This window comes from Glaciimonas sp. CA11.2 (genome assembly GCF_034314045.1).
GTDB lineage: Bacteria > Pseudomonadota > Gammaproteobacteria > Burkholderiales > Burkholderiaceae_D > Glaciimonas.
On sequence record NZ_JAVIWL010000001.1, the window covers coordinates 3,790,158 to 3,806,752 of the forward strand.

General features: G+C 48.4%; 18 protein-coding genes. 11 read left to right on the forward strand and 7 right to left on the reverse strand.

Translation table 11 applies throughout. The annotated features are described in order from the left end of the window. Positions 1-82: 82 nt before the first annotated feature. The gene (locus tag RGU75_RS16405; protein ID WP_322237787.1) at positions 83-1,258 is read right to left on the reverse strand and encodes a D-alanyl-D-alanine carboxypeptidase family protein; all 1,176 of its coding nucleotides are present in this window, start codon (positions 1,256-1,258) and stop codon (positions 83-85) included. Between the two features lie 305 nt (positions 1,259-1,563). On the opposite strand from RGU75_RS16405, the gene RGU75_RS16410 reads away from it, so the two are divergent. Then, a complete protein-coding gene (locus RGU75_RS16410; protein ID WP_322237789.1) occupies positions 1,564-2,136 on the forward strand; it encodes a DUF4337 domain-containing protein in 573 nt (190 codons plus the stop codon). Positions 2,137-2,478: 342 nt separating this feature from the next. On the opposite strand, the gene RGU75_RS16415 is transcribed toward RGU75_RS16410, so the two are convergent. Together RGU75_RS16415 and RGU75_RS16420 are read right to left on the reverse strand one after the other, a co-directional pair. Next, positions 2,479-2,697: a hypothetical protein gene (locus RGU75_RS16415; protein WP_322237790.1), complete on the reverse strand. Its 219-nt coding sequence runs from the start codon at positions 2,695-2,697 to the stop codon at positions 2,479-2,481. A gap of 249 nt (positions 2,698-2,946) precedes the next feature. After that, complete coding sequence (locus tag RGU75_RS16420; protein WP_322237791.1) at positions 2,947-3,261, reverse strand: high-potential iron-sulfur protein; 315 nt, start codon at positions 3,259-3,261, stop codon at positions 2,947-2,949. A 337-nt stretch (positions 3,262-3,598) separates the two neighbouring features. Between RGU75_RS16420 and RGU75_RS16425 the strand changes: the two genes are divergently transcribed. The 4 genes from RGU75_RS16425 (at position 3,599) to RGU75_RS16440 (ending at position 6,029) form a co-directional block, all read left to right on the forward strand. After that, positions 3,599-3,844 carry a hypothetical protein gene (locus tag RGU75_RS16425; RefSeq protein WP_322237792.1) on the forward strand — a complete coding sequence of 82 codons (246 nt, stop codon included), beginning with the start codon at positions 3,599-3,601 and terminating at the stop codon, positions 3,842-3,844. 45 nt (positions 3,845-3,889) lie between these two features. Beyond that, positions 3,890-4,336 carry a hypothetical protein gene (locus RGU75_RS16430; protein WP_322237794.1) on the forward strand — a complete coding sequence of 149 codons (447 nt, stop codon included), beginning with the start codon at positions 3,890-3,892 and terminating at the stop codon, positions 4,334-4,336. A gap of 173 nt (positions 4,337-4,509) precedes the next feature. Beyond that, the gene (locus RGU75_RS16435; protein ID WP_322237795.1) at positions 4,510-5,217 is read left to right on the forward strand and encodes a peptidoglycan DD-metalloendopeptidase family protein; all 708 of its coding nucleotides are present in this window, start codon (positions 4,510-4,512) and stop codon (positions 5,215-5,217) included. Positions 5,218-5,546: 329 nt separating this feature from the next. Then, a complete protein-coding gene (locus RGU75_RS16440; RefSeq protein WP_322237796.1) occupies positions 5,547-6,029 on the forward strand; it encodes a DUF1178 family protein in 483 nt (160 codons plus the stop codon). A gap of 86 nt (positions 6,030-6,115) precedes the next feature. Here RGU75_RS16440 and RGU75_RS16445 read toward each other — a convergent pair whose 3' ends face one another. From RGU75_RS16445 to gmk, 3 genes are all read right to left on the reverse strand, one after another. Further along, positions 6,116-8,389, reverse strand: coding sequence for a bifunctional (p)ppGpp synthetase/guanosine-3',5'-bis(diphosphate) 3'-pyrophosphohydrolase (locus RGU75_RS16445; protein ID WP_322237798.1), 2,274 nt, complete (start codon positions 8,387-8,389; stop codon positions 6,116-6,118). Positions 8,390-8,422: 33 nt separating this feature from the next. After that, the gene (gene rpoZ, locus RGU75_RS16450) at positions 8,423-8,626 is read right to left on the reverse strand and encodes a DNA-directed RNA polymerase subunit omega (RefSeq protein ID WP_168052254.1); all 204 of its coding nucleotides are present in this window, start codon (positions 8,624-8,626) and stop codon (positions 8,423-8,425) included. Between the two features lie 81 nt (positions 8,627-8,707). After that, the gene (gmk, locus tag RGU75_RS16455; protein WP_322240589.1) at positions 8,708-9,352 is read right to left on the reverse strand and encodes a guanylate kinase; all 645 of its coding nucleotides are present in this window, start codon (positions 9,350-9,352) and stop codon (positions 8,708-8,710) included. A 600-nt stretch (positions 9,353-9,952) separates the two neighbouring features. On the opposite strand from gmk, the gene RGU75_RS16460 reads away from it, so the two are divergent. After that, entirely contained in the window at positions 9,953-10,510 is a 558-nt protein-coding gene (locus RGU75_RS16460; protein WP_416186877.1) for a pilin, read from the forward strand. A gap of 352 nt (positions 10,511-10,862) precedes the next feature. Beyond that, positions 10,863-12,323, forward strand: a complete 1,461-nt coding sequence (gene thrC, locus RGU75_RS16465) for a threonine synthase (RefSeq protein WP_322237800.1) — start codon at positions 10,863-10,865, stop codon at positions 12,321-12,323. 219 nt (positions 12,324-12,542) lie between these two features. Here the strand turns inward: thrC and RGU75_RS16470 are convergent, their stop codons facing one another. Continuing rightward, the gene (locus RGU75_RS16470) at positions 12,543-13,124 is read right to left on the reverse strand and encodes a hypothetical protein (RefSeq protein ID WP_322237801.1); all 582 of its coding nucleotides are present in this window, start codon (positions 13,122-13,124) and stop codon (positions 12,543-12,545) included. 381 nt (positions 13,125-13,505) lie between these two features. Between RGU75_RS16470 and glp the strand changes: the two genes are divergently transcribed. The 4 genes from glp to moaE all read left to right on the forward strand — a co-directional run bounded on the left by glp (position 13,506) and on the right by moaE (position 16,451). Then, positions 13,506-14,738 (forward strand): gephyrin-like molybdotransferase Glp, encoded by a 1,233-nt coding sequence (glp, locus tag RGU75_RS16475; protein WP_322237802.1) that lies wholly within the window; start codon positions 13,506-13,508, stop codon positions 14,736-14,738. An 87-nt stretch (positions 14,739-14,825) separates the two neighbouring features. Continuing rightward, the gene (gene moaD / locus RGU75_RS16480; RefSeq protein ID WP_322237803.1) at positions 14,826-15,086 is read left to right on the forward strand and encodes a molybdopterin converting factor subunit 1; all 261 of its coding nucleotides are present in this window, start codon (positions 14,826-14,828) and stop codon (positions 15,084-15,086) included. A gap of 199 nt (positions 15,087-15,285) precedes the next feature. Next, on the forward strand, positions 15,286-15,933 hold the full coding sequence (locus tag RGU75_RS16485) for a LysE family translocator (RefSeq protein WP_322237804.1): 648 nt from the start codon (positions 15,286-15,288) through the stop codon (positions 15,931-15,933). Positions 15,934-16,001: 68 nt separating this feature from the next. Continuing rightward, positions 16,002-16,451 (forward strand): molybdopterin synthase catalytic subunit MoaE, encoded by a 450-nt coding sequence (gene moaE / locus RGU75_RS16490; protein WP_322237805.1) that lies wholly within the window; start codon positions 16,002-16,004, stop codon positions 16,449-16,451. The last annotated feature ends 144 nt before the right edge of the window (positions 16,452-16,595 follow it).

The window sequence follows — 16,595 nt, forward strand, 5'->3', positions numbered from 1 at the left end:
ATCCTGAACATACCATCGGTCTGAGTTTGTTTAATTAATACATTAATACATTAATACATTAATACATCAATACATCAATACATCATTGATGCTTCATGAAGTGATCGATGGTCGTATTAACCCAAAGCCACACATCATCCAAAATACGTGACACAAAATTGGCTTGCTCTACACTCGCCAATGCAACAATGGCGTGAGTCAGTACAACATTTTCGCCTACTTGTACTTTAAGCTGACCTAGTTTGTTGCCTTCGGCGATCGGTGCAAGCAGCGGATTGTTGAGCTCGATCGTCTGCTTTATTTTGCTAGCCTGACCCTTGGGGACCGTGACATACAAGTCTTCAAGAAAACCCCCTTTTAGTTCTCTCTGTTTGCCTTTCCATACCTTCGGCGTCACAACTACTTCGCCGTGTGAATACAACTTTACCGTGTCAAAATTCTGATAACCCCATTGCAACAGTTTGTGGCTTTCTTGCGCGCGCGCATTGCCGGACGGCGCACCCAATACGACGGCGATAAGACGTCTGGTGCCGATGCCATTGGGACGGTTGGCAGAAGCAATGAGGCTATAGCCGGAAGCGGCCGTGTGGCCGGTTTTTATGCCGTCAATGTTGGCATCTGTCGACAGCAATTGATTCCGGTTCTGCTGCGTAATTTTGTTATAAGTGAACGATTTAATTGCGTAAATTTTGTAGCATTCTGGAAAGTCCTCAACCACGTGCGTTGCAAGGGTAGCCAGATCGCGTGCCGTTGAATAATTTTCAGGATCTGGCAGTCCATGGGAGTTGGCAAAGTGCGTGTCTTTTAAGCCCCATATGCGCGCAGTGTTATTCATCTGGGCGACAAAAGTTTCTTCCGTGCCAGAAATGGTTTCTGCCATGGCAACTGCAGCATCGTTGCCGGACTGTACGATAAGGCCATACAGTAAATCCTGAACGCTGACCGGTTTGTCGGGTTGGATAAACATCCTCGATCCTTCATGATCAACTTTCCATGCGCGGGTCGATACATTGACCATTTGCTGCGGGTTGAGCTTTTTTTCTTCTATTGCTGCACAGGCCAGATAGCCGGTCATTAGTTTTACTAACGATGCTGGCTCTACCCGAACATCGGCATCGTGTGAGGCTAAAACATGGTCACTATTGGTGTCGAGCAATAACCATGATTTAGCCGTTAAAAGTGGTTCTGTCGAGGTTTGGGCGAAAGGCGCTGCAACCATAAGACAATTCAGGATCAGGATCGCCGAGATCTTTTTCATTTTTTCCTCCGTGCTAGCTGAAGCATGGTGAGAAGACGGGGTGTTACGAGATGGGATGTTTTTTTGTTAATATTTAAATAATGCCCGAAAAGTCCGATGGTAGCTAGCGCGATGAGATATTTGTAAGGTGTGTTTTGCTGCATGGTAGGGCGAATGGGTGGAGAAAATTACCTAATTTTTTTTTGTAAATTTATCGGATATTAGCTGGGTAATGATGTATAAAAGCGACGGCGCTGTGAATCTTATCAATCTACTAAATATGTTTCATTTCATGGTTCATTTTTAGTCTACCCTCAGAGAAAATAATGGAAGAAGAATACGAAGTGCCAAGTCCTCATGAGCACGCAATTGAAGAGGCTGTAGAAAAAGAACGTGATGGTTTGGCGCAAAAAGTCGCCCTGATGACAGCCATTTTGGCGACCATCGGCGCGCTGGTGAGTTATCAAAGTGGTGCGGCGCAAAACGAAGCGATGTTTTTAAAGAATCAAAGCATCCTGAAGCAGGCTGAGGCTAGTGATCAGTGGGCTTTCTATCAATCAAAGTCGACTAAAAGCCATCTGGACGAAGCAGTTGCCACACTGACAGAAAATCCAGAATTGAAAGCCCGTTATCTGGCAGATCGCGATAAACAGGATCGCCAGAAAGCAGCTATTAAAATCGAAGCGGAGAGCCTTCAGGCAGAGTCACGCAAACTTGGTGAGGAGTCGGAAGCAAAGCTGAGGCCGCATGAGCGATTGGCACTTGGGATGACGTTCATTCAAATTGCGGTGGCGTTGGCGGCAATTACCGTGCTGACCAGAAAGCGCTGGTTGATTTGGGGTTCCGTGATATCCGCAGGAGTGGGAATTATTTGCTCTGCTACGGCTTTTTTATACTAAACGACAACTAGCCCCCAATCAATTGCCGATGTTTGATTTCCTCTATTCTGAGGAGTTTTTATACCTTAAGGTAACGCATACTATCGAATAGTATTCAATAGTAGCGTCAATGATCGGAACGGGCTGACAGAGATGTCTAGATTGTAAAAAAGCAAAAGCGATGCATCTGCATCGCTTGTAAGTGTTTCAAGGAACGAGCCCGCACAGATAATATGCGGGCTTGTTTGTTTGGTCAGAGGTAACCCAGACGGTTCTCAAACACAAATTGGGTGCGTATTGAAAGAGCGTTATCGTTGATCAAAAGTTGGATTAAACGCCTGTCAGAGATGCGTTTGCTCACCATCAAATTCGGAATATTCTTTCGTTAGTGTGAACGATTTCAAATTTCGTTTCTGATAATTGATGCAGGTGTCGCCCGTCAGACAATTGATAGCTTTTGGGGCCTGGTAACTCGTTGATTTCACCGCTGGTTGTCGCTGCGGTAATCGGATCGTGATACACGTGCACGTGATAACTGCTGCCGGATGCGCCTTTGGCGTCAAATTTATCTACCAAATCCATGGGAGTCTCCTGTTGGTCGCGGATTGAATATCCATAGTAACAATAGCAGATTTGAATAAATTTCTGGCGCTCTTTTACAAAGGGCGCAATATTATTTTACTTCTTTCAGAAAAATATGTGTCGACGGACTTTTTTTTGGTCGCACCTTGGTGCAACTAACAGGCGAGCACTCTCTTTATAAAAGCAAAAGCCCAGCGTGCTAGCTGGGCTTGGTATTGCGACATCAAACGTAAGTCAGAACAATCTTGACTACGCCTTTTTTGAATAAGCGCTACACCAACCATTTGCTGCTACTACTTTGCCAGCAAAAAGTGGGCATCCACCCGTTGCATCGCTAGCTTTACCTTGAAATAATTGGCAATTGTTGCATTGCTGGGCTGGCAAGTGATTCGGATATTTAACTTTGTCAACTTTAGTCGAGTCATGGTTGTAACCCAGAGCCACCGCTTGCGGATCTTTGTCATCGACTTTTGCTGCTTGCGCACGTGCATTGAGAGAGAGGCCTATTGCAGATGCTGCTGCTATATGAGATAAGTTTTTCAAAAATATTCTACGATTACTCATGTGGACTCCTTATTTGGGCTATTTTTACGGTACCTCTACCGTGGAGTCGAATCGTAGCACGGGCATATAAAACGCGTATATTTTTGCCTATATATAGGTCATTCGGATTGATAAGGTTAATTGTTAATTAAGTATTTGACGCATCAACATGATTTGTCATTTTTTTGTTTTCAATTTTTTTGCTACTGCACAACAATTTCAGGGTGGCGTCAGGTGGATTGCTTATTTACCATGCGGTTAGTACGTAAATACATTCATTTCGTACGAAAAGCCACGAGCAAACTACCCTATGCAGTCTTCAGTTTGCTAAACTCCCCGCTTTATAGAAGGAACGCGCATGACCGACGCTAACACACCTGCACCTATTCCAGATATGCCGACAGATAGTTTGAATCCAGAATTCGTTGGCGTCTGCCGCGATATCGGCTACGAAGTCGGGCTATCACTCAAGCCTGAACGCAAGGCGCAGCTTTTTACCGCTTTAGCCGACTTGAACGAACTTGCACTCGAATTGCGTAGCAGTACCGACAATCCGAGTTTGAATGGTTTTTTGGATGGTGTAATCACGGCGCTAGAAGAGTGATCAAGTTTTATTAATAACAATTGGGTCGAGGGCTATAAGGCGGATATGGGTGTTATAAAAACTAAAGGCAATGCGACAAACGATGTCGACAGCTGCCACCAGGGTGGGACAAACGGAGCGGTCATTGGCGTGGATATGGTTGGGGGAAGCGCATCGTCCGAAGTGAAAATATGCGCGGGACAGTTGGCCGATCAACAGATCCCAAAAATGGATGACGCAGCCTCTGCAAAAGACCGCGAGTGGGAGCGCCGCAAGTGGATTTGGCAAATGGGGACCATTGTATTGATGGGCTTCAGCGGACTTTTGCTAAACGCGATAATAAAACCTTTTGCGACCCCGAAGTCTGCCGCGACGCTCTCTGTTGAAGCTTACTGCAAGGAAGATGGACGAGTCTATTCGGTCTCTCCGGATCTGACGGCCAATTCACTTGAGCGTGCATGTTCGGTCAGGCAGGGCATGGATTCGTCGGCGCGCATTTCGCCCTCGGAATAGTCGGCGCAGGGATGCATCAGGTCACTTTACGGCAATCGATTGGCCCAACTAAATGAACGAAGCCGCATATTCGAGGTCAAGTATCGGTCTAATCGATGGGGCGCAGGGTAATGGTAGGAATGAGGTTATTCCTATCGGATTCTGAACTCGCGAATCCGTGAAATGGAATGAGAATGCAAAAAATTCGTTTGGTAATACTAGCAATCCTGATCGTCATGCTTGCGGCATGCAGCACAACCGGCGGCGGTCAGACCGGCGCATCCACGCCGAGCGGGCCAGGATATTACACAGTACAAAAGGGTGATACGTTGTACGCCATCGGCCGCAAGTTTGGACAAGATCATCGCAGTATCGCTTCCTGGAATAAGCTGGAAAATGCAAACGGTATCGAAGTAGGACAAGTGCTTCGGGTCGCACCGCCTGGCGCAACTGCGGATGCTGGCGTAAAAAATACTGATCGTGTTGGTAAGGCGCCCGCACCGACGTCAGTGCCACCATCTGGAAGCGGTGAGGAAAGCAAAATTGATTGGCTGTGGCCAACAGAAGGGGCAAAAACAAGCAGCTTTTCGTCGAAGAAAAAAGGAATTGAAATTGCAGGAACAAGCGGGCAGCCAATTCTGGCAGCGGCAAGTGGCAAGGTAATGTATGCGGGAGCAGGGATTCGTGGTTATGGTAATTTGCTGATCATAAAGCATACCGGCAACCTGTTGTCCGTGTACGCGCATAATAAGACTATTCTTATTAAAGAAGGCCAGATGGTCACCAGAGGTCAGAAGATCGCTGAAATGGGCAAATCGGATAGTAGTACCGTTAAGCTATACTTTGAAATCCGTCGTGATGGCAAACCGATTGATCCTTCTGCCTTGTTCCCCGGGCATTAGCCAATCTGATAGCCTGTTGACGCGTTTTATTCTGGAATGCGTTGATGGGGTGAGTTGCAGCTAAACGGCGCTAAAAGTTGAAATCGTTTTGTAGGAATCGTCTTAAGCTCATGACGATGGTGGGCACGTTTAGTAGAGAATCAGGGCTGCACGATAAAAAATAGAAGAAGTTATAAAAAAGACGCAAAAAAGCGCCTAAAGCAACAGTGACGATGGTGCGAGAAAGAAATTACGCACGGGTAGCATATAATCATATACGGTATTAATATTGTCGGCAAAACGCAATTAAGCAAGAAGCAATCACTTTTCTGTATGGGTGTGTAAGAGCAATGAAAGTTTATAATTTGGGTTGCGAACAGCAGCATCGCTTTGAAGGATGGTTTTCTTCAGAGGAAGATTTTCTATCGCAATCTGATCGTCATTTGATTACCTGCCCGACTTGTGACAGTCCGCAGGTGCATAAATTGCCATCAGCTCCACATCTGAATCTCTCTCACGCCACGGCTTCAACATCGGCATCATCCTCGGCATCGGCATCGACATCAACATCAGCGAAAGCGCAAGATACGCGCAGCGATTTGGCGATCAGGCAGGAATCAGCATTGTTTGAAATGGCACGCTACATGTTAAAAAATACCGAAGATGTTGGTGAGCGCTTTACAGAAGAGGCGCGGCGTATTCATTACAATGAAGTTCCCAGTCATGCGATACGGGGAGTCGCCAGCCCCACTCAGCGAGAAGAATTGGCAGAGGAAGGGATTGATTTCGTGGAGCTGGCGTTGCCGGCACGATTCAAGGAGTCGTTGCAGTAGCGTCAGATCGCGGCAATTCAGATTAGTAGAAAATGAATAGCGGGTGTTAGCGTCAACACGTTGCTCTAAAAAGCATGTCGACGGAGTTAACTTCGATCCCGTAAAATGCGGGTAACGCCATGAATTCTACGGACGTTGCGCATCAGACGCGCCAGATGAACGCGGTCTTCGATCTGGATAGTAAAGACCAGTTGCGTCATCAGTAAATCTTTATCGTCATCCATATTGACGTATGTGATGTTGGCGTCGGACTCACCGATGTCAGCCGCGACTCTTGCCAAAATCCCTTTGCCGTTATGTACCAGTACTTTTACGCGACAATCAAAACGTCGGTTTAAGTCATGCGCCCAACGTACTTCAATCCATCGCTCTGGATCTTTACTGCGTTGACGTTTCGCTACATTGCAATCTTCGGTATGTACTACCAAGCCCTGATCGCGCTTGAGTTGGCCGATGAGCATGTCACCCGGAATAGGCAGGCAACAAGCCGATAATTGAATCGATACACCTTCGCTGCCAGTGATGACCACCGGTTCGGCTTTGAGCGGTATCGCTAAGCCTTCCATGTCTAATAACGGCAACGAAATTGGCTGGTTTTCCAGCAATCCCATGATGTGCCGAGCGACCAGAGCTGCCATGCGTTTGCCGACCCCGATATCGGCATAAATCTCTTCCATTGAATTCGCGCTGGATTCGTTGAGCAGTCGTTCAACCACGACTGGCGCCAAGGCGGGGTTCAGATTGAGTGTTGCCAGCGCTTGCGATAACAGGCGCTTACCGAGATCAATCGACTCATTTAAATTGCTGGTACGCAGATGATGACGGATCGCGGATCGCGCTTTGCCAGTACGAACAAAGCTGAGCCAGTTAGGACTCGGGCGTGAACTGCTGGAGGTGATGATTTCGACGATATCGCCATTGTGCAGTTCTGAACGTAGCGGAGCGGGTTCATGATTGATCTTGGCGGCAACGGTCTGATCGCCCACGTCGGTATGAATCGTATAGGCAAAATCGAGTGCAGTGGCGCCGCGTGGCAATGCGATGATCTTCGACTTTGGCGTAAACACGTAAACAGAATCAGGGAACAGGTCGACTTTGACGTGTTCCAGAAACTCAGCTGAGTCGCCGGTTTGTTTCTGGATGTCGAGCAGCGACTGCAACCACGCATGCGTACGTTGCTGTAACTCGCTTAAATCGCCATCTTCATCTTTGTATAACCAATGCGCAGCAACGCCGGACTCCGCCACGCGATGCATATCTTGCGTTCTGATCTGAAACTCAACCGGCGTTCCGTAAGGGCCAATCAGCGTTGTGTGCAGCGACTGATAACCGTTGAGTTTAGGGATCGCAATGTAATCCTTGAATTTGCCGGGCATCGGCTTGTACAGCGCGTGCAATGTACCCAGCGCGACGTAGCAATTGGCGAACGTATCAACGACAATCCGGAAACCGTACACGTCTAACACTTGGGAAAATGACAGATGCTTATTCCGCATTTTGCGATAGATGCCGTAAAGCGTTTTTTCGCGGCCATCTATTTGCGTCGGAATACCCGTAGCAAGCAAGGTGGTATTGACCGAATCAAGAATTTTGCTGACAACTTCGCGTCGATTTCCGCGTGCTGCGCGGACTGCTTTCTGTAGCGTGCGGTGGCGCAGCGGGTGTAAATGTGAAAACGACAGTTCTTGCAACTCGCGATAAATATTGTTCAGACCAAGCCGATGCGCAATCGGTACATACACTTCCATCGTCTCGCGCGCGATACGGCGTTTTTTCTCTGGAACCATGACACCGAGCGTGCGCATATTGTGCAGACGATCCGCCAGCTTGATCAGAATTACGCGGACATCCCGCGCCATCGCCAATAACATTTTGCGGAAATTTTCCGCTTGTGCTTCGATTTGGCTTTGAAATTCAATTTTATCGAGTTTGGAAAGACCATCGACCAGACTAGCCACCGGCGCGCCAAAGCGTTCGATCAACTCATCTTTTTTGACGTCCTGGTCTTCCATTACATCGTGCAGAAGTGCAGCCATGATCGCTTGCGCGTCAAGCTTCCAATCGGCGCAAATTTCGGCGACGGCAATTGGATGCGAAATGTAGGGTTCACCTGATTTACGCATCTGCCCCAGATGCATTTCATCTGAAAAGCGATACGCTTCCTTGACCTTCTTTAATTCGGAAGGGCTAAGGTATTCAGCGAGTTTGGTAGTCAGGTGGGTGATCGATGCAACGCCGATTTTGGACATTGGCTGATCAGTGGATGTTTCAGTTGGTGCAGTTTTGACAGCACGAGGCAATACAGCTCGTTTTACAGGAGCGGCTGATGGTAAGGTCGAATCTGGAGGAGTCAGGTTCATACTATTTATACACCAGCCGCAGTACGTGGACGATTAACCCGGCACTTTCTTAAGCATTTCGATACCAACTTTGCCAGCAGCGATTTCACGCAGGGCAATAACAGTTGGCTTGTCTTTCGCATCAACCTTAGGTGTGTGACCTTGTAAAAGCTGACGTGCGCGGTATGTTGCGGAAAGAGTCAATTGAAAACGGTTAGGGATGTGCTTGATGCAATCTTCAATGGTAATGCGGGCCATATGTTCTCCGAAAAAACAGGGTCATTGTCGCTCTTGCATCAACGCCGTTTTAGCGTCGTTGTCGTCAAGATTAACGTGGTGTCAACTTAGGTTGGCATGAATGCCAAGTTGCGCAAATAAGGATGCGTTACGAACTGCTTGTTGCGCGAAGCGACATCGTGTCGCTTTGACAATAGCAGTTAGTTCCGACAAAGCAGAAGCAAATTCTTGGTTGATAATAACATATTCGGACTCAGGCGCATGCGCGATTTCCCCGCCAGCGGCCAGAATTCTGCGGGTTATCACCTGTGGCTCGTCCTGTCCGCGTTTTTTGAGACGATCTTCCAACGCAGCGATGGACGGCGGCAAGATAAAAATACCAACAACGTGGGGAAATTGCTTTTTAACCTGTTGCGCGCCTTGCCAGTCGATTTCTAGCAAAACGTCCGTTCCGGCTTGCATTTGTTCGGCAATCGCCAGGCGGGAAGTGCCGTAATAGTTGCCATGCACTTCGGCCCATTCCAGAAACTCACCTTGCTTATGACGCGCTCGGAAGTCTTCCACTGAAGTGAAATGATATTCTCGTCCGTTTTTCTCTTTAGTGCGTGGCGGTCGGGTCGTATAAGAAATCGACAGCTTAATCGCGGGCTCTTGCGCCAGCAACGCATTTACCAGCGTCGATTTGCCCGCACCAGACGGGGCGACCACCATAAATAAGCTTCCAGACATTGGGTGTTCGTCGGGCATGGCAGCTACGTTCAGGTGTTCGTTCGGCGATAGAGGTAACAGTGGCGGCGTCATAGCGGTCAACTTATTCGTAAAAAAGGGTGGCTTGCCATTGTGCGCAGACGTGAGATCAAAGTGAGATCAAATAAGGCATCAACGCCTGAGTGCATGGCTTGCTGATAGAGCAGCATTGTATCAGTGCAGATGACGTGTTGCAGGGAGGATAGTGTGGAGTGCGCGTTATAAATGTGGCAAAAACGTAGTAAACCCGTGGATAGTGCGCAAATTTTTCTTTTGAGAAATGTAAAAGCATCTAGCCTGAATGGAATTGATTTTTTGTCCAAGACTTTCTTCCGACGAAAAGCTATGAATGTAATCGCTTGTCAATTTATGTGGCGAATCAGGCAATTACCATCTTTATGAATGAAAGCACGGGTCAAGTGACGGTTTTGGTCATGTAAAATGATGAAACAGACGAATTTTGTCGATACTTACGTAGTAAAAAACGCGCTTGTCCTTGGCCTTTACTAGGGCGGTTAGCAGAAAAGCAGAGCTGGCACGGTCCATGCTCTATCGTCTGTAGAAGTTCAACTGAATCTAGAGGGAGTTTACTACATGAATATGTCTATTCGTCGCTTGTCGACTAAAGCACAAAAAGGTTTCACGCTGATTGAGTTGATGATCGTTGTTGCGATTATCGGTATTTTGGCTGCGATTGCATTGCCAGCTTATCAAGATTACATCGTCCGTACACGGGTTACTGAAGGTTTGGCATTGGCCGAAAGTGCCAAGCTCGCCATTGCAACCGAAGGTGCAACATCCGCCGCTGATCTGGTGACCGCAAGGGCAACTTGGAATGCGCAAGCAGGTGCTACTGGTGCGAACAGCAAATACGTTAATTCGGTTCAGATTGCTGCAAATGGAGAGATCACGATTGTTTATAATGCTGCATCAGTGGGTGTGGGTGCGGCAGCGAATACGATTGTATTGGGACCATATGTCCGCACAGCCGCTGCCGGTGCTTCAGTCAAGCTGGCTGCAGCGCAAGCTGCGGGAACGACTGGCGCGCTTGACTGGGGTTGCGCATCTGCGACTCAAGCAACAGCAACAGCTCAAAACATGCTGACTGTTACTGCTGGGACATTGCTGGCTAAGTACGCTCCAGCTTCCTGCCGCTAACAGGCTTAGTTGTAACGTAAGTCAAAAAAAGATGCTTCGGCATCTTTTTTACATTTCAGAGCGTAATTTGATCAGTAGTCTACTTTCTTACTTATACGCATCGGCGATGCTCGGATATTGTTGCTCTCTTGGCTATTGGGATGACCAAATTCGGTATCGTAGTGCTATTAATTCTCCTGAGCGGTGATTATAGTTAGCAATTGTCAATTCAAGCGCGATTCAGCGGTGATGCCTAATCGGCAGCTATAATACTGCCCAATCGATGAGGATTTGGTTAAGGGGCTTGTTAATGCGCTTAGCCATCCAATCTCCCTCTGCATTTTTTGCTAGCACATACAACTACATAGACCCTATGCAATACGTTTCCACGCGCGGCCACGCTACGGCACAATCTTTTTCGCACATTTTGCTGGGCGGTCTTGCACCGGACGGTGGGCTATATTTGCCCGCAGAATATCCGCAGGTGAGCGCTGCCGAGCTCAATCATTGGCGCACATTGTCATACGCGGACCTCGCTTTTGAGGTGCTGCGGAAATTTGCGACTGATATTCCGGAAGCGGATTTGAAGGCGTTGACGCATAAAACCTATACCGGTGCGGTCTATCGCAACGGTCGTGCAGGTGAAAATGCTGAAGAAATCACGCCTTTGCGCGTGTTGGAAGAAACCGACGGCTGCAAACTTGTTCTGCAAGCGCTATCCAATGGACCGACGCTGGCGTTCAAGGATATGGCGATGCAGTTGCTGGGTAACCTGTTTGAATACACCTTGGCCAAGGACGATGCGGCGTTGAATATTTTTGGCGCGACGTCGGGTGATACGGGTAGCGCGGCTGAGTACGCAATGCGTGGCAAAAAGGGCATCCGCGTGTTTATGCTGTCACCACATAAAAAGATGAGCGCATTTCAGTCTGCGCAAATGTTTAGCCTGCAAGATCCGAATATTTTTAATATCGCAGTCGAAGGTGTATTCGATGATTGTCAGGATATGGTCAAAGCCGTGTCTAACGATCACGCGTTCAAAGCAGCGCAAAAAATCGGCACCGTTAATTCGATCAACTGGGCACGCGTCGTCGCGCAGGTGGTGTACTACTTCCGTGGTTATTTGAGCGCCACGACCAGCAACGACCAAAAAGTGTCATTCACCGTGCCTTCAGGTAATTTTGGTAATATCTGCGCCGGACATATTGCGCGCATGATGGGGTTGCCAATTGATAAGTTGGTGGCTGCGACCAATGAGAATGATGTGTTGGACGAGTTTTTCCGCACCGGTATTTACCGCGTTCGCAAATCAGCCGAAACGTACCACACCAGCAGCCCGAGCATGGATATCAGCAAAGCGTCGAATTTTGAACGTTTTGTGTATGATTTGCTGGGTCGCGATCATGCGCGTCTGAGTGCGTTGTTTCATAAAGTTGAGACGCAGGGTGGCTTTGATTTGTCGGGCAATCCCGGTAGTGATGGCGATGAGTTCCGTAAAATTGCCGAGTATGGTTTCCAGTCAGGCAAGTCGACGCATCAGGATCGTTTGGATACGATTCGAGATGTTGAGAAGCGGTATGGGATTACTATTGATACGCATACTGCGGATGGCGTGAAAGTCGCACGCGATTACATGACGCCGGGTGTGACGATGATTGTGTTGGAGACTGCGTTGCCAGCGAAATTTAATGAAACGATTCGTGAGGCTTTGGGGCGAGATGCAGAGCGGCCTGATGGGTTTGAGAATATTGAGGCGCTGCCGCAGCGGTTTGATGTGATGGCGGCGGATGTTGGGGTGGTTAAGGGGTATATTGCTGGGCATACGGGGTTGTAAATGAATGTTTGGTTTGGTTTGGTTTGGTTTGGTTTGGTTGAGTTTGGGCTTGGGTTTGGACGTCGTTACTTAATACGGTTACTGCTCCGTGGGGGCTTTGTCGGGGGTGGCCCGACAGCCAGTCACTTTTTCTTGCTTGGCTCGGCGCCCCCCGCCAAGAAAACGTAACCAAAAAGAAGGCGACCGCAACTGACGCTGCCCTGCGGGTTCCCAAGCATTTCAGCCGCCAGTCGGGTTGAAAGACCAACTCGCTACGCTCAAACATGTCTTCCAACAATTCCCGACTGACAGCTGAAATACTTGGCAGCGTCCATGACGGAGTACGTCAACGTCAAAAGCCGCAGCCTTGGTGGTAAACGGTTTGTCGTAGTAAGTATTGATAAACGAAGTTGGCTTTGACTCTAATGACATAGTAGTTTTTGACCTGCAGGCGTAGCCACCTTTGACGTTGCAGGCGCAGCCACCTTTGACGTTGTTCTTGAAGTTGCAGGCGCAGCCACCTTTGACGTTGTTCTTGAAGTTGCAGGCGCAGCCACCTTTGACGTTGTTCTTGAAGTTGCAGGTGCAGCCACCTTTGACGTTGTTCTTGAAGTTGCAGGCGCAGTCACCTTTGACGTTGTTCTTGAAGTTGCAGGTGCAGCCACCTTTGACGTTGTTCTTGAAGTTGCAGGTGCAGCCACCTTTGACGTTGTTCTTGAAGTTGCAGGCGCAGCCACCTTTGACGTTGTTCTTGACGTTGCAGGCGCAGCCACCTTTGACGTTGTTCTTGAAGTTGCTGTTGAAGTTGACGTACTCCGTCATGGACGCTGCCAAGTATTTCAGCTGTCAGTCGGGAATTGTTGGAAGACATGTTTGAGCGTAGCGAGTTGGTCTTTCAACCCGACTGGCGGCTGAAATGCTTGGGAACCCGCAGGGCAGCGTCAGTTGCGGTCGCCTTCTTTTTGGTTACGTTTTCTTGGCGAAGCAAGAAAAAGTAACTGGCTGTCGGGCCACCCCCGACAAGCGTCCACGGAGTAGAAAATTTATTATTTAACGACGACTGAACTGAACTGAACTGAACTGAACTGAACTGAACTGAACTGAACTGAACTGAACTGAACTGAACTGAACTGCATCCGCCCCACCCAATCAACCCAACCTAAAATAAATAATCCAAAAACCAAATTAACGGATCAACACTAGATGCAAAAACCACCAATGCTCACCGTAACGGCTGCACTAGATCTCCTACTAACCGCCGCAAAACCAATAACCGACATAGAGATCACCCCAACGCTATCGGCCAACGGTCGCATCCTGGCAAGTGCACAAACGTCACAACTAAACGTCCCCCCAGCCGACAACACCCAAATGGACGGCTACGCAGTACGCGCAGAAGATTGCGTGAGTGGCGCTGCACGATTGCCAGTATCGCAACGCATCCCGGCAGGACACGTTGGGCAACCGTTACAGCCCGGCACCGCCGCAAGGATATTTACCGGCGCGATGATTCCTGCCGGTGCCAACGCGGTCGTGATGCAGGAAATGTGCACCACAGACGGCGATGCAGTGATAATCAATCACGCACCCAAGTCTGGTGAATGGATACGTCGCGCAGGCGAAGACATTCAGGCTGGCAAAGAAATTCTTCCAATGGGTACACGACTGCAAGCACAACATCTTGGATTAGCGGCATCGGTCGGATTGGCACATTTACCAGTCTTACGTAAATTACGGGTCGCGGTGTTTTTTACCGGTGACGAATTGGCGATGCCCGGCGAGACGTTAAAAGCCGGTGCAATCTACAATTCAAATCGCTTCGTGTTGCGCGGGCTACTGGAAAATTTGGGATGCGAACTCACCGACTACGGCATAGTTCCCGATTCGCTCGCGGTGACCCGTGACACATTACGTCTGGCTGCAGAAAAGCATGATCTGATTATTACATCTGGCGGCGTATCCGTTGGAGAAGAAGACCACGTTAAACCAGCGGTAGAAGCGGAAGGCCAACTAAATATGTGGCAAATCGCGATGAAACCTGGCAAGCCATTGGCTTTTGGTGAGATCAACCGGATCGGTGACGACCGTGTTGGCACTGCGTTTTTTATGGGTTTGCCTGGTAATCCAGTATCCAGTTTCGTCACATTTTTATTGTTTGTTCGACCTTTCATCTTACGTTTGCAAGGTTGCAATAACGTAGCGCCGGAGACCTACGCGATGCGCGCAGATTTTGCCTGGACAAAGGCTGATCGTCGCCAGGAATTTTTACGCGTAAAATTCAATGCAAGCGGTGGTCTTGATCTATTTCCGCATCAAGGTTCGGGTGTGCTGACGTCGACTGTCTGGGGCGATGGTCTGGTGGATAATCCCGCTGGAGAGACCATTGCCGTTGGCGATGTCGTGCGTTTTTACCCATTTTCGGCGTTACTGCGCTAGAGGAATAACCTTGATTTACCTTTGTTATTTAAATCAACGACCTTGCGTGCAAGCAGGTCACGCTCGATTATCAAGTTGGAAAATGCCATGAAGATTCAATTACGTTTTTTTGCCAGTGTGCGTGAAGCCTTAAACCTGACGCAAGAGACGATCGATGTGCCAGAAGAAACCGTGCATACGGTCGGCGATGTCCGTGTTTATTTACGCGCGCGAGGCGGGGTGTGGGAAGATATTTTGGGAGATGGCAAGGCGTTGCGGATGGCTTACAATCAAATCATGACGACCGCTGATCAGCCGTTGACTGAGGATTGTGAAGTGGCGTTTTTCCCGCCCGTGACCGGCGGTTAAGTAGTGGATAAGTAGAAGATGAGTAGTGGCTAAAGAATGGTTGTTGATTGATTGAAAAACAATTAAAAGCAACAGGATGGCGTCAGCTCATGTCTTTTTTAGCCGTAGTATTTTGCGTAAAATAAGGTTGGCCAAAGGCATACTATCAATCTTGTCCTTGGCGCGTGGTATTTTTTCAATCTGATTTGGTAAGGATCGTATGCAACTTCAAGCGTGGCTTTTTTATCTTGCTGCTGTGGCCGTTTTGGTAGCGACGCCCGGCCCAACGGTCCTTAATTGCGTCACGAATGCGGTTAATTTTGGCGTGCGCCGGGCGCTGTTTGGCGCATTTGGTAGCTTGACAGCGGTTTGTCTGGTGATGACCGTGTCTGCTTTTGGATTGGGTGCTGCCTTAGCGACCTCAGAAAAAATATTCTTGATTATCAAGTGGTGTGGTGCCGCGTATTTAATTTATGTAGGTGTAAAAGCCTTTCGCTCGCGCCAATCAAACTTTGAGGTCGAAAGTGACAATGCTGAAGTCAAAACAACTTCGCCACGATTGCTATTGCGCTTATATTTAAATGGTTTTTTGGTGGGCGCTAGTAATCCCAAAGCGCTTCTGTTTTTTACCGCGCTATTCCCTCAATTTTTGAATCCGCAAGCACCACAAGTGCCGCAATTCCTGATTTTGGGTTTGACCTTTATTTGCTGCGAATTGGCTGGTCTGACGTTTTATTCCAGCTTTGCCGTACGGGCCGCACCGTGGTTGCGTGCGCAAGGGCGCGCCCGCCTGTTCAATCGGGTCTCAGGATGTGTTTTTATCGGGGCCGGTGCCTTGTTGGCGACTGTGAAGCATAGCCCTAAGTAATTCGGCTGTATTGGTTGCGTTGGATCGCATGTAAACTATTTAAAAGGATCACCGTTCAGGTTCGCACTATGTCTATACGTATTCAAACCGCTGATTTTGATCTCTCTGCAGAATTGCTGGCATTGCGGCAGAGCAATCCAAAAATTGGTGCGGTCGTCAGTTTTGTCGGGGCAGTGCGCGATATCAACGCTGGCAGCGCTGTCGCAGAGATGACGCTTGAGCATTATCCCGGTATGACTGAAAACGCATTGACGGCAATAGTGGAGCAAGCCCGAATGCGCTGGGAGTTTGTTGACGCGTTGGTCATTCATCGCGTCGGACCGCTATTGCCTATGGATCAGATCGTGCTGGTGGCGGTTGCTTCGTCGCATCGCGGAGAGGCTTTCGCCGCTTGCGAATTCATCATTGATTATCTGAAAACCGAAGCGCCGCTCTGGAAAAAAGAACGGACGCCTGAAGGCGAGCGATGGGTTGATGCACGCGAGAGTGATGACTCCGCTCTACAAAAATGGCGCTAAAAATGCGTAAGTAATGCTAAATAGTACTTAATTACGCTAAGCAATAATAAGTGCCGATAAAAAATTTAAAATTTAATATTTGGCAACTATACTTTATCAGCATGCTTGAAAAGCATCGTGGAGCCCCAATTTTCTGTCTAGATG

Coding starts and splice junctions, on each gene's coding strand:
- RGU75_RS16445 (WP_322237798.1), bottom strand. CDS start 8,389: ATGAACCTGACTCCTCCAGATTCGACCTTACCATCAGCCGCTCCTGTA.
- RGU75_RS16470 (WP_322237801.1), bottom strand. CDS start 13,124: ATGACGGAGTACGTCAACTTCAACAGCAACTTCAAGAACAACGTCAAA.
- RGU75_RS16405 (WP_322237787.1), bottom strand. CDS start 1,258: ATGAAAAAGATCTCGGCGATCCTGATCCTGAATTGTCTTATGGTTGCA.
- RGU75_RS16435 (WP_322237795.1), top strand. CDS start 4,510: ATGCAAAAAATTCGTTTGGTAATACTAGCAATCCTGATCGTCATGCTT.
- RGU75_RS16410 (WP_322237789.1), top strand. CDS start 1,564: ATGGAAGAAGAATACGAAGTGCCAAGTCCTCATGAGCACGCAATTGAA.
- glp (WP_322237802.1), top strand. CDS start 13,506: ATGCAAAAACCACCAATGCTCACCGTAACGGCTGCACTAGATCTCCTA.
- rpoZ (WP_168052254.1), bottom strand. CDS start 8,626: ATGGCCCGCATTACCATTGAAGATTGCATCAAGCACATCCCTAACCGT.
- RGU75_RS16440 (WP_322237796.1), top strand. CDS start 5,547: ATGAAAGTTTATAATTTGGGTTGCGAACAGCAGCATCGCTTTGAAGGA.
- RGU75_RS16460 (WP_416186877.1), top strand. CDS start 9,953: ATGTCTATTCGTCGCTTGTCGACTAAAGCACAAAAAGGTTTCACGCTG.
- moaD (WP_322237803.1), top strand. CDS start 14,826: ATGAAGATTCAATTACGTTTTTTTGCCAGTGTGCGTGAAGCCTTAAAC.
- RGU75_RS16420 (WP_322237791.1), bottom strand. CDS start 3,261: ATGAGTAATCGTAGAATATTTTTGAAAAACTTATCTCATATAGCAGCA.
- RGU75_RS16430 (WP_322237794.1), top strand. CDS start 3,890: ATGGGTGTTATAAAAACTAAAGGCAATGCGACAAACGATGTCGACAGC.
- RGU75_RS16415 (WP_322237790.1), bottom strand. CDS start 2,697: ATGGATTTGGTAGATAAATTTGACGCCAAAGGCGCATCCGGCAGCAGT.
- gmk (WP_322240589.1), bottom strand. CDS start 9,352: ATGCCCGACGAACACCCAATGTCTGGAAGCTTATTTATGGTGGTCGCC.
- RGU75_RS16425 (WP_322237792.1), top strand. CDS start 3,599: ATGACCGACGCTAACACACCTGCACCTATTCCAGATATGCCGACAGAT.
- RGU75_RS16485 (WP_322237804.1), top strand. CDS start 15,286: ATGCAACTTCAAGCGTGGCTTTTTTATCTTGCTGCTGTGGCCGTTTTG.
- moaE (WP_322237805.1), top strand. CDS start 16,002: ATGTCTATACGTATTCAAACCGCTGATTTTGATCTCTCTGCAGAATTG.
- thrC (WP_322237800.1), top strand. CDS start 10,863: ATGCAATACGTTTCCACGCGCGGCCACGCTACGGCACAATCTTTTTCG.